We start from the raw sequence: 12,551 nt of genomic DNA on the forward strand, positions 1-12,551 counted from the left end.
ATATAAGGATTGCAGTTTGGAGTAAGAAACAATTTTTTTTGTTTTTTATGAATGATTTTATGCCTTAAAAAAATATTTAAAATGAGTTATTGATATTTATAAGTCAAAATATTTGTTAATTATATAATAAAATAACATTAAAAAAACACATATGGAAATTTAATGCTATTAGTTGCATTAATTGTGCTATTTTGATGATTTATATCAAGCTACTTTTGAATAAACTAAAATATTTAAATATGAGCAATATAGCCCAAAGACCTGAATTTAAGGCAAAGTATGATAATTATATTGGAGGTAAATTTGTTGCGCCTGTTGGTGGACAATATTTTGATGTAGTTTCTCCAGTTGATGGAAAAGTTTACACAAGAGCTGCGCATTCTACTAAAGAAGATTTAGCAATAGCGGTTGATGTGGCATATGATGCTTTTCAAACTTGGGGAAAAACATCTGTTACAGAACGCAGCATTTTGTTGAATAAAATAGCACAGGTTATTGAAGATAATTTGGAATATATAGCAACCGTAGAAACTATTGATAATGGTAAAGCAATACGTGAAACTTTAGCTGCAGATATTCCTCTAGCAATAGATCATTTCAGATATTTTGCAGGTGTAATTCGCGCTGAAGAAAGTTCCATTGCCGAATTAGATTCTCAAACAGTTTCAATTGCATTGAGTGAACCATTAGGAGTTATTGCTCAAATTATTCCTTGGAATTTTCCTATTTTAATGGCGGTATGGAAATTAGCTCCAGCATTAGCAGCGGGAAATACAGTTGTTTTAAAACCAGCTGAAAGTACTCCAATTTCTATTATGGTTTTGATGGAATTAATAGGGGATATAGTGCCTCCAGGAGTTGTAAATATTGTAAATGGTTTCGGAGCTGAACTTGGTCGCGCATTGGTTACCAATAAAAAAGTTTCAAAAGCAGCATTTACAGGTTCAACTACAACAGGTCGTTTGGTGATGCAATATGCAACTGAAAACATTATTCCAGTAACATTAGAATTAGGCGGAAAATCACCAAATATTTTTATGAAATCTGTGGGTGATGCTGATGATGATTTCTTTGATAAAGCAGTAGAAGGTGCGGTTATGTTTGCTTTGAATCAAGGAGAAATTTGTACTTGTCCTTCTAGATTACTAGTACACGAAGATATATATGATAAATTTATTGCAAAAGTAATCGAAAGAACAGCTGCTATCAAATTGGGTAATCCTTTAGATAAAACTACAATGATGGGAGCGCAAGCGTCATTGGTTCAAAAAGAAAAAATACTTTCTTATATCAAATTAGGTAAAGAAGAGGGTGCTGAAGTACTTATTGGTGGTGAAGAAAATGCTTTGGGTGGAAGTCTTGATGGTGGTTATTATATCAAACCAACACTTTTCAAAGGGCACAATAAAATGCGTATTTTTCAAGAAGAAATTTTCGGACCTGTTCTAGCGGTTACTACTTTTAAAACGACTGAAGAAGCGATTGAAATTGCAAATGATACCATGTACGGTTTAGGAGCTGGAGTTTGGACACGTGATGCACATGAAATTTATCAAGTTCCAAGAGCGATTCAAGCAGGTCGTGTCTGGGTCAATCAATACCATGCGTATCCAGCGGGAGCACCATTTGGAGGGTACAAGCAATCTGGTATTGGTCGTGAAAATCATAAAATGATGTTAGGGCATTACCGCCAAACTAAAAATATGTTGATTTCTTACGATAAAAAGAAATTAGGTTTCTTTTAGTTGATTACCAATTACTTATATAATTTTAAACCTGGCAGATTTTAATAATTTGTCAGGTTTTGTTTTAAAATAGAAAAAATGATAAAAAGAATCGATGCAACAGAAAAAGCTGTAGAATTAATTAAAATATTACAGCAAAAACATGGCGAATTAATGTTTTATCAAGCAGGAGGATGTTGTGAAGGAACGCAACCTCAGTGTTTTGAAAAAGGAGGTTTTTATCAAAGAATGGGAGATGTTTGTATTGGAATTATCGAAAATACAGAATTTTGGGTAGACAAAGATTTATTCGAATATTGGAAACATGCTCATTTTACTTTGGATGTAATTGATGCTTTTGGAGTTGGAGGTTTTTCTTTAGAAACACCATTGAAAAAAACATTTCAAATCGAATATCGAATTTTTACACCCGAAGAAGAACTTTTATTGGAACCGGTTATTTACCTTGAATAATCTAATTAACATGTAATAATTGGTATTGTTTAGGGGTAATGCCTTCATGTTTTTTAAACAAACGAATGAAATAATTACTGTCTTCAAAACCAGATAAATAACAGACTTCATTAATTTGAATTGTTGGGTTTTTGAGTAATTGTTTTGCGCATCTTATCTTTTCATTTAGTACAAACTCTATTGGACTCATTCCTAATTCTCTTTTGAATAATCTATAGAAAGAAGTCGTACTCATACATGATTTTTCACTCAAACGCTTAAGACTTATGTTTTCCTTTAAGTTCAACCGAATGTATTCAATTACTTGTGTGATAGGGTTATTAGGATCTGTGAATAAGCCATCATCAATAGCTTTTGCAGTTTGTGTTTGAATAATACGAATCAATAATTCTTGTAAAGTTAAATCCGCCAAAGCATCTTTGGTGATTGATGTACTCATACATTCCTTTATTAATTTGTTGATTGTTGTGGCCAATTCTACATTATTGTAAAAAAAATAATTTTGGTAGTTCAAATGCCAAAATTGAGAATTTCCTTCTTTTGGATAACGCTCATTCAAAAAATGCAAGGTTTCTGTAATTTTAGTTTGATCAATTGCTAATGCTAAACATTGTGTAGGATTGTTTTTTGACGCTTCAGGAAAATCAATTTTCATTCCCACATTTGACGGAATAACGACCGTTTCTCCGGGTAAATACTCAAATCCAGGATCATCAAAAAGATGCATCACTTTTTTGCCTCTAAGCATACTTGTTACCACCAAATCATTAAATTTTAATGGAACCAATTGAGAAGATTCGTAGGTTTCAAAAAGGTTTAATTCACAATGATTTAAAGAATATACAGTACGGTTTTCCACTAAAGTTTTTAACGATTTTTCATTCGTTAATTGAGGTGGATTAATAAAAGCTCGTTTTGAATTCATAAATTAATTTTCTAAAAAACAGAATTTTAAATTTAATGAAAATAACTGTCGGAATAACAAACTAATTGTAAAAAAAAATCAAAGCAATTCTTCGATATGCTTTTTGATGTTTTCGGCGATTTTTTTGGTAGGTAAGTCGTTTTCGTCTGTTCCAAAAGGGTCTTCAATTTCCTCTGCAATTAATTCTAAACTTGCTAAAACATAAAAAATAAACACTACAACTGGAACTACATAATACCCTAAGCTGAAGGAATAGCCAAATGGTAATGTCATTACATAAAAGAAAATAAATTTTTTAATGAATGCACTATAGGAGTAGGGAATAGGAGTGTTTTTAATTCTTTCGCAAGCGCCACAAATTTCTGTAAACGATTGTAATTCGGTGTTTAAAAGAATTAATTGGTCGCCTGTAATTTTTTTGGAATCATACAAATCATTTATTTTATAAAATAACATTTTAGCAACCTGATTGGGTTTATGTGTATGATGATCAATTTCTAAATCCACATCATCAAATAATTGCTTACTGGTGTCACTATCATTTAAATGTTTATGTAAAATGGAAGCATAACTCGGGATCATTTTTCGGAAATAATTTCGATCTTTTTCATCTTTCAAAATGCTCCCTAATTTGATTGCTAGATTTCTGCTATTATTAACTAAATTTCCCCACATTCTTCTTCCTTCCCACCAACGATCATAGGCAGTATTTGTTCTGAAAACAAGCAATAATGAAATTACGAATCCTAACATTCCGTGCATGATAGTTATGTTTTTGATATAACTATCTTGAGATAATTTCCAATATTCGACTTCTAAATACCCAATAATTCCAGCGTAAACGCCAATAGCTATCATTATAGGAATTAATGTTCTAAAAGTGTCCGCTTTATGAAAACGAAAGATGAAAGTAAACCAATCCTTAGTATTGTATGAAATCATTTTTGGTTTTTTTAAAGAAATCTAAAATTAGAAATTCAAATTTCCAGCAAGTTCACGTAAGGCAATTTCGGATAATTTTGCTTGAAATTGAGCATTACTATAACGCACGGTTGCATTGACATAATTTAATTGTGCCGTTCTGAATTCTAATGTAGTTATAGTTCCTATTCTAAACTTATCTAAAGTGATTGTAAGGTTTTGTTTTGCTATAGCTTCATTTTTTTCTTCCAAAGCAATCAATTCTAAATTGGTTAAATAAGTTTGATATGAAATAGCCAATTGTGATTGTAAAGCAAGGTTTTGCTGATCAATAGCAATTTTAGAATTGTCAATTTGGATTTGGCTAATAGTCTCGTTCCTGTTTTGTGAAAAACCATCAAATATATTTAAAGAAGCACTAAATCCATAGTTGAGTCCTCTTGCAGAAGACTGAGTTGTAAAACCAAGACTGGAGTGACTTTCTGAAAAATTATAAGCAGTATTTAATTTTATAGTTGGATATCTCGCAGCTTTTATTTGCTTCAACTGCAATTCAGAAATCTTTTTATTGATGATTTGAGTTTCTAATTGAGGATTTTGTTTTTCAGCCAAAGCGCTCAATTCAGCCAATACTAATTTATTATCTACAAGAATTGTATCCATTACTTTAAAATCAATTTTTGCTTCTCTCGCAAGAATCTGATTCAATAGAATTTTAGTATTGGTATATAATTCTTTTTGTCTAAGGAAAGCTACTTTATCGGTATTCAAATCTACTTGAGCGTTTAGAACTTCCAGTTTTGAAGCTTTACCAATTGTAAATCTATTTTTGGCTAAAGCCAATCGTTGATTAGAGATTACAATAGTTGAATCAAGCGCCATTAGTTGCTGTTGCTGCTGAACTAAGTCGTAATAGGTTGCATTTACATCGCTAATTTTAGTAATTATAGTCAGTTTTAATTTTGCGTCTCCTAGTTTTTTCAATTCATCTAATTGTTCTTTTTTTGCAAACATTTTGAATCCATCAAAAACGGTCCAATCTAAACCAACTCCATAATTTAAGCTGTTGCTTCTGGCGTTGTCCAGATTATTAACTGTTCCGTCAGCTCGTGTTTGCGAAAGTTTTTGGATACCGTTATTGTCAACAATTGTCGCAGTAGCCTTTGGTAACATTCCAGCATTTCCATAAGAAACATTTGCTTTATCAATTAATAAATTATTAGAAGCAATTTTAATCTCATAATTGTTTTCTAAGGCTATTTTTATAGCATCATCAACAGTTAAGATTTCTTGTGCATTGATTTTTAATGCACAAAACAAAACTAAAACCAGCGTTTTAAATATATATTTAGAATGTATCATCTTAATTGCTTTCTTTTTCATATTCTTCAATGTGATCAAATTCAGGATAATGTTTTCGAGCTTTGGACCACATCAAATACATTGCAGGAATTACAAATAGCGTTAAAACTAAAGAAAAAATAGTTCCACCAACAATGACAACTCCCATACCAATTCTACTAGTTGAAGCGGCACCAAGCGACATTGCAATAGGCAAAGCTCCTAATGAAATAGCTAAGCTTGTCATCAAAATAGGACGAAGACGCGCTTCTGAAGCTTCTAAAATAGCGTCTAATTTCGATTTTCCTTGTTCACGAAGCTGGTTTGCAAACTCAACTATTAAAATTCCGTTTTTAGTCACTAAACCTATTAACATTACAGTTCCAATCTGGCTGAAAATATTCCAAGTTTGGTCAAACAACCACAAGGAGAATAAAGCTCCCGCTACTGCCATTGGAACAGTTAAAATGATAATTAATGGATCGATAAAACTTTCAAATTGTGCTGCAAGAATTAGAAAAATTAATACTAATGCCAGACCGAATGCAAATGAAGTATTCGAACTACTCTCCACAAAATCGCGAGATTCACCTCCTAAATCAGTTGTGAAGGTGTCATCTAATACTTTTGCTTTAATTTTATTCATCGCATCAATACCATCGCTCATACTTTTGCCTGGAGCCAGACCTGCTGACACGGTTGCAGACATGTATCTATTATTATGGTACAATTGTGGAGGATTACTTTTTTCTTCAATTGTAACAACATTATCCATTTGAATTAATTCTCCTTTGTTATTTTTTACATACATAGACGTTAAATCAAGTGGAGTAGAACGATCTTTCTGATCAAATTGTCCAATTACTTGATATTGCTTTCCATTTCTCATAAAATAACCAAAGCGTTGTCCGCTTAACGAAAGTTGTAAAGTTTGAGCAATATCAATTACTGAAATTCCTAAACTTTCTGCTTTTTCACGATCAATAGTAACATTAATTTCAGGCTTATTAAATTTCAAGTTAACATCTGTTGTAGAAAAAGTTTCGTTTTTTGAGGCTTCATCCATAAATAACGGAATCTTTTCACGTAATTTTTCAAAGTTTGGCGCTTGAATAATATACTGAATTGGTAAACCACCGCGTCTATTAACTGCAATTGTAGGCTGTTCCAATACAGCTGTTTTTGCTTCAGAATATTGGTTGGTCCATTTGGTTAGTTTTTCGGCAATTTCTTTTTGAGAACGGCTTCTTTCGTTTGGTTCGGTCAAAGAAATTCGGATTCTTCCACTATTTACGGTTGATGCACCAAAACCTGGTGAAGTAATAATTAAAGCAACTTTTTTCTCTGGAATAGAATCATCGATTAATTGTGATAATTCCTGCATGAAACGATCCGTATATTCATATGAAGAACCTTCCGGTGCAGTTATACTCATCATCAATCCGCTTCGGTCATCATACGGTGCTGTTTCTTTTTTTAGTAAATTAAAAAAGAGATAAATCAAACCAAAACACGCAATTAATATTGGAAAACTCAACCATTTTCTTTTCATAAAACGATTCAGTGCATCAGCATAGCCACTGTTCAATTTCAAGAAATAAGGTTCCGTTCTGATATAGAAATTTGATTTTTTTTGCTCGCCACCTTTCATCAAATAAGCATTCAACATTGGTGTTAATGTAAGCGAAACAAATGCTGATATCAATACAGCAGCACCAATGACGACACCGAATTCCCGAAATAGTCGACCCACAAATCCTTCTAAGAAGATTACTGGTAAAAATACCGCTGCAAGAGTTATAGAAATAGAGATAACTGCAAAAAAGATTTCGTTTGAACCTTTTATGGCCGCTTCTATCGGAGTCATGCCTTCTTCTACTTTTTTGAAAATATTTTCCGTTACCACAATTCCATCATCAACCACTAAACCTGTTGCCAATACAATCGCCAATAGCGTAAGTACATTTATGGAGAAACCGAACAACCACATGATAAAAAACGTAGCTATCAAGGATACCGGAATATCTATTAAAGGTCTAAACGCAATTGCCCAATCTCTAAAGAATAAATAGATAATTAGGATTACCAAAAGAATCGAAATTCCTAATGTTTCTGCAACTTCAATAACTGATTTTTTTACAAAAACGGTATTGTCAATTACGATATTCAAATGAATATCTTTAGGCAAATCCTTTTTTAAAATTTGATATTCTTTGTAAAATTCTTTTGAAATATCTAAATAATTTGCTCCCGGAAGAGGTACAATAGCAACACCAACTAATGGCGTTCCGGATTGCGTCATTTTAGTTTCAATATTTTCGGCACCCATAACCGCATTACCTACATCACTAAAACGCACTATTTTTTCTCCTTCTGAGCGAATGATTATATTATTAAATTCTTCAGCTGTGGCTAAATTTCCAACTGTTTTTACGGTAAGTTCCGTATTAGCACCTGTTATTTTTCCGGAAGGTAATTCGACATTTTGTTTGTTTAAAGCTTCACGTACTTCTGAAACAGTACAACCGTAAGAAGCTAATTTCACAGGATCAATCCACAAACGCATTGCGTATCTTTTTTGTCCCCAAATTTGAATTCCACTAACACCAGGAATAGTTTCCAAACGTTGACCGATAACATTTTCAGCATAATCGCTTAATTCTAAAGCGCTTCTGGAATCACTTTGAACTGTCATAGAAATAATAGCTTCACCATTGGCATCAGCCTTAGAAACAACTGGTGGCGCATCAATATCTTGAGGTAAACTACGAATGGCTTGTGAAACTTTATCACGGACATCATTTGCTGCTTCTTCGAGATTTTTATCTAAATTAAATTCAACCGTGATATTGCTACTACCTTGAATACTTGAAGAAGTCACATTTCGAATACCATCAATAGAGTTAATTGCTTTTTCTAAAGGTTCTGTAATTTGGGATTCAATGATATCTGAATTTGCTCCAGCATAATTTGTACGAATAGAAACTTGCGCAGGATCAATAGAAGGAAATTCTCTAATTCCAAGAAAACTGTAACCAATTAATCCAAAAAGGATGATGGCTAAATTTACAACGATAGTAAATACGGGTCTTCTTATACTTGTGGTTGATAAACTCATTTTTGATTTTAGGATTTAATAGTTTTGAATTAGAATTTCTAATGACTGAAATTTAAAATTGTAAACTATTTTATTTTTACAATAACAGGAGTTTCATCTTTTAATGACATAACTCCACTAGTTAATAATGTATCTCCAGGATTCAACCCTTTAAAAACTAATACAGTAGCATCTGTTCTAGTAGCGGTTTCAATTATAACTTCTTTTGCAAAGCCGTTATTATTGATAAAAACTTTCTTTCCGTCTTGTACAGGAATTACTGCTTCAGAAGGAACTACTATTGCATCTTTAATTATATCCAATGGTAATTCTACATTCGCAAACGTACCCGGTAATAATTTACCGTCTTTATTTTCTGCTATAGCACGAACTTTCAAGGTTCTAGTAGCAACTTCAACTTCAGGTTCAATGGCATATACTTTAGCCGTATATTTATCATCAGAACCAGCTACTGTAAAACTTAAAAAAGTATTTATTTTAACTTGTGAAGTATATTTTTCAGGAATAGAAAATGTGATTTTCAGTTTGCCAATATTAACTAATTTAGCTACTAAAATAGAAGGTGTTACATAAGTTCCTGGCGAAATTGAACGCAATCCAATTTTTCCAGAAAAAGGAGCTCTAACAGATGTTTTTGAAATTTGAGCTTTAATTAATTGAGTTTGTGCTTGAGCGGATTTATAATCAGATCTAGCAACATCATATTCTTCTTGACTAATAGCTTCTTTTTGCAAAAGTAATTTAGCACGTCTTTCATTCTCAGAAGCTAATCCTTCTTTGGTAGTTGCTTGAGTTAATTGTGCTTTTAATTCCACATCATTTACTTTAAAAAGAACTTGCCCTTTAGCAACATTGCTACCTTCACTAAAATAAATACCTTCAACAATTCCCGAAACTTCAGATCTAATTTCCACTTGCTCGTTAGCTTCAATTGATCCAGAAAGCGATAGATTGTTGTCAAAAGTTCCACTTTTAAGTACAATCCCACTTACATTAATAGGTTTGTCTTTTCCGTTTGGACCTTTAGGATCTCCAGATTCACTTTTATTTTCAATGATTCGATACGAAATGAATCCAATGATTCCAGCAGTTAAGAGTGTGTAAACAAGGTATTTTATCTTCATATTTATAGTGTAAGAGTAGTATTAATGTGTCTTTTTAACGCAATTAACAAAGTTATACTTTTGGATTCAAAAAAATCATTCCTTTGCTATAATTTAACATTTGTATATACAAATAGTAATACTAAGTTAAAAAGTTTAACTAATGTAATTCCAAATATTTTTCTTTTTAGTCAATTCGATGAAAACTGCCCGTAGCGTTTGATGTTCTGGTTTCTGTAAAGGAGCGTCTTCTCGTAGTATTTTGAGCGCATAATTCCTTGCTAACATTAGGATGTCTCTATCCTTTACAATATCGGCAATTTGAAGATTAAGCACACCGCTTTGTTGCGTTCCCATCAAATCTCCTGGTCCACGAAGTTTAAGATCAACTTCGGCAATTTCAAAACCATCGTTCGTTTGTACCATCGTTTCCATTCGAGTTTTACTGTCAGAACTCAATTTGTGACTCGTCATCAAAATGCAATAACTTTGTTCGGCACCACGACCTACACGGCCTCTAAGTTGGTGCAATTGTGATAATCCAAAACGTTCTGCACTTTCAATAATCATCACACTAGCATTAGGGATATTGACGCCAACTTCAATCACTGTTGTAGCTACCATAATATTTGTTTTCCCCTCGGAGAATCGTTTCATTTCTGAATCTTTGTCGGATGGTTTCATTTTTCCATGAAGAATAGAAATAGAATACTGAGGTAAAGGAAAATCTCGGGAAATACTTTCGTATCCGTCCATTAAATCTTTGAAATCCATTTTTTCAGATTCCTGAATTAAAGGATATACAATATATATTTGTCTGCCAATGGCGATTTCGTCTCGTATAAATTTCCATACTTTCAAGCGGTTGCTGTCAAAACGATGCACAGTTTGAATAGGTTTTCGGCCAGGCGGTAACTCATCAATTACAGAAATATCTAAATCACCATACAAACTCATTGCTAAAGTTCTTGGAATAGGAGTGGCGGTCATTACCAAAATATGTGGCGGAATTTCGTTTTTCTTCCAAAGTTTTGAACGCTGTTCCACTCCAAAACGATGTTGTTCGTCAATTACGGCTAAACCTAAGTTTTTAAATTTAACCTTATCTTCTAATAAAGCATGTGTACCAATTAGAATGTGTAAACTTCCATTTTCTAAGTCTTCATGAATTATTTTTCTAGCGGCAGTTTTAGTTGATCCTGTAAGGATTTGAATATTTATATCAAGGGTTTTAGCTAATTCTGATAATCCTATAAAATGTTGATTTGCTAAGATTTCGGTTGGTGCCATTAAGCAAGCCTGAAAGCCATTATCTAAGGCTAACAGCATACTCATGAAGGCTACAATAGTTTTACCGGAACCCACATCTCCTTGTAACAAACGGTTCATTTGGGCATTACTTCCCATATCTGTCCTAATCTCTTTAAGTACTCTTTTTTGAGCATTTGTGAGTTCAAAAGGCAAATGATTTTGATAAAATTCATTGAAATACTTTCCAACAGTTGTAAAAGGATGTCCTTTAATTTTGTGCTTTCTGATTAAGTTTTTAGTAATTAATTGTAATTGGATAAAAAACAATTCTTCAAATTTTAATCGGAATTGGGCTTTCGCCAAAAGCTCACTATTCTTTGGAAAATGAATATTAAATAAAGCTGTTTTTTTAGGAACGAGCTTAAGTTCGTTGATAAGATAATCGGGTAAAGTTTCTGTAAATAATGTTTGCGTTTCCAGAAACAATTGCTGCATCATTTTATTGATTACTCTATTGCTAATGCCTCTATTGGTTAAGGTTTCTGTAGATGGATATACAGGCTGCATCGCTGAACGCAGGCTTTTTTCGTGTTCTGTTAATAATTCAATTTCAGGATGAGCCATGTTAAATAGTCCGTTAAATGAACTGCATTTTCCGAAAATAACACAAACTTCATTAATTTTTAGACTCTCCCGAATCCATTTGTGGCCTTGAAACCAAACCAGTTCCATTTGTCCTGTGTCATCTACAAAAGTCGCTACTAAGCGTTTTCTTCCTTTAGCAAATTCTACGGTTTTAATAGCAATAATTTTTCCGATAATTTGGACTTCCGCAGCATTATTTTGGAGCTCATTAATTTTATAATAACGAGTTCTGTCTATATATCTATTAGGAAAAAAATTAACCAAATCCCCATACTTATGAATTCCCAATTCCTTACGGAGTAATTCGCCCCGATTAGGACCAACGCCTTTGAGGTATTCAATGGGAGTTTGTAATAGGTTTTGCTGCATACTGCGAAGATAGTTTTTTGTTTGGAAATTAGAAAATGGGAATGTTTTAGAATTAGTTAAGAATATTAATATCTTTGACTAAATTAAAAATTTAAGAATGACAACTCATCTCGCATTGCTTCGTGGTATTAATGTTTCCGGTCATAATATGATAAAAATGGAAGCGCTAAAAACGACTTTGGAAGCTATTGGTTTTCAAAATGTGGAAACTTACATTCAGTCCGGAAATGTTTTTGTGGATACCGAAGAAGAAAATGCTGCTGCCGTTGGTTTTAAAATAAAGCAGGAAATTTTCAAAGTTTTTGGGCATGAAGTTCCAGTTGTAGTCGTTACCATTTCTGATTTAGAAAATTGTTTTAAAAACAATTCTTTTTTTAAGGAAAAAGACATTGATTTGAAGAAACTATATGTGGCTTTTGTTTCAATTGAATTGCGAACGGATCATATTAATGATTTAAAAATGAGTCAAGTCAAACCAGACGAAGCTAGTATTGATAAAAACAAAATTTATATTAAATACGCTGTAGGTGCTGGAAAGACTAGATTTGATCAAAAATATATTGAGAAAAAACTTAATTTAACAGCAACCATTCGTAATTGGAATACAGTAACTCAATTGTTGAAAATGTTTCAAGAAAGAGTACAAAAATAGTTCTATACGCTTGTAAACCGTAGTTATA

The 12,551-nt window shown here is 32.6% G+C and carries 9 protein-coding genes; 3 read left to right on the forward strand and 6 right to left on the reverse strand.

The window, feature by feature from the left end; translation table 11 throughout:
• The first annotated feature begins 239 nt into the window (after positions 1-239).
• Entirely contained in the window at positions 240-1,745 is a 1,506-nt protein-coding gene (locus C8C88_RS12065; protein WP_121338362.1) for an aldehyde dehydrogenase family protein, read from the forward strand.
• A 78-nt stretch (positions 1,746-1,823) separates the two neighbouring features.
• Positions 1,824-2,198, forward strand: coding sequence for a DUF779 domain-containing protein (locus C8C88_RS12070; RefSeq protein WP_121338363.1), 375 nt, complete (start codon positions 1,824-1,826; stop codon positions 2,196-2,198).
• A gap of 1 nt (position 2,199) precedes the next feature.
• On the opposite strand, the gene C8C88_RS12075 is transcribed toward C8C88_RS12070, so the two are convergent.
• The 6 genes from C8C88_RS12075 to recG all read right to left on the reverse strand — a co-directional run bounded on the left by C8C88_RS12075 (position 2,200) and on the right by recG (position 11,871).
• Positions 2,200-3,123 (reverse strand): AraC family transcriptional regulator, encoded by a 924-nt coding sequence (locus tag C8C88_RS12075; RefSeq protein WP_121338364.1) that lies wholly within the window; start codon positions 3,121-3,123, stop codon positions 2,200-2,202.
• A 78-nt stretch (positions 3,124-3,201) separates the two neighbouring features.
• A complete protein-coding gene (locus C8C88_RS12080; RefSeq protein ID WP_121338365.1) occupies positions 3,202-4,065 on the reverse strand; it encodes a bestrophin family protein in 864 nt (287 codons plus the stop codon).
• 27 nt (positions 4,066-4,092) lie between these two features.
• A complete protein-coding gene (locus C8C88_RS12085; RefSeq protein WP_233549335.1) occupies positions 4,093-5,427 on the reverse strand; it encodes a TolC family protein in 1,335 nt (444 codons plus the stop codon).
• Positions 5,408-8,503 (reverse strand): efflux RND transporter permease subunit, encoded by a 3,096-nt coding sequence (locus tag C8C88_RS12090; RefSeq protein WP_121338366.1) that lies wholly within the window; start codon positions 8,501-8,503, stop codon positions 5,408-5,410. The genes C8C88_RS12085 and C8C88_RS12090 overlap by 20 nt, the downstream gene beginning before the upstream one ends.
• 65 nt (positions 8,504-8,568) lie before the next feature.
• Positions 8,569-9,627 carry an efflux RND transporter periplasmic adaptor subunit gene (locus C8C88_RS12095; RefSeq protein ID WP_121338367.1) on the reverse strand — a complete coding sequence of 353 codons (1,059 nt, stop codon included), beginning with the start codon at positions 9,625-9,627 and terminating at the stop codon, positions 8,569-8,571.
• 135 nt (positions 9,628-9,762) lie between these two features.
• Positions 9,763-11,871: an ATP-dependent DNA helicase RecG gene (gene recG / locus C8C88_RS12100; protein WP_121338368.1), complete on the reverse strand. Its 2,109-nt coding sequence runs from the start codon at positions 11,869-11,871 to the stop codon at positions 9,763-9,765.
• 97 nt (positions 11,872-11,968) lie between these two features.
• On the opposite strand from recG, the gene C8C88_RS12105 reads away from it, so the two are divergent.
• Positions 11,969-12,523 carry a DUF1697 domain-containing protein gene (locus tag C8C88_RS12105; protein WP_121338369.1) on the forward strand — a complete coding sequence of 185 codons (555 nt, stop codon included), beginning with the start codon at positions 11,969-11,971 and terminating at the stop codon, positions 12,521-12,523.
• Positions 12,524-12,551: the final 28 nt, after the last annotated feature.

Origin of the sequence: Flavobacterium sp. 123 (assembly GCF_003634825.1) — a bacterium.
In the GTDB taxonomy this organism is placed as follows: Bacteria; Bacteroidota; Bacteroidia; order Flavobacteriales; family Flavobacteriaceae; genus Flavobacterium.

Bases quoted from the DNA above. Each gene is read 5' to 3' on its own strand.
- C8C88_RS12075 (WP_121338364.1), bottom strand. From the start codon at position 3,123: ATGAATTCAAAACGAGCTTTTATTAATCCACCTCAATTAACGAATGAA.
- recG (WP_121338368.1), bottom strand. From the start codon at position 11,871: ATGCAGCAAAACCTATTACAAACTCCCATTGAATACCTCAAAGGCGTT.
- C8C88_RS12090 (WP_121338366.1), bottom strand. From the start codon at position 8,503: ATGAGTTTATCAACCACAAGTATAAGAAGACCCGTATTTACTATCGTT.
- C8C88_RS12065 (WP_121338362.1), top strand. From the start codon at position 240: ATGAGCAATATAGCCCAAAGACCTGAATTTAAGGCAAAGTATGATAAT.
- C8C88_RS12080 (WP_121338365.1), bottom strand. From the start codon at position 4,065: ATGATTTCATACAATACTAAGGATTGGTTTACTTTCATCTTTCGTTTT.
- C8C88_RS12085 (WP_233549335.1), bottom strand. From the start codon at position 5,427: ATGAAAAAGAAAGCAATTAAGATGATACATTCTAAATATATATTTAAA.
- C8C88_RS12105 (WP_121338369.1), top strand. From the start codon at position 11,969: ATGACAACTCATCTCGCATTGCTTCGTGGTATTAATGTTTCCGGTCAT.
- C8C88_RS12095 (WP_121338367.1), bottom strand. From the start codon at position 9,627: ATGAAGATAAAATACCTTGTTTACACACTCTTAACTGCTGGAATCATT.
- C8C88_RS12070 (WP_121338363.1), top strand. From the start codon at position 1,824: ATGATAAAAAGAATCGATGCAACAGAAAAAGCTGTAGAATTAATTAAA.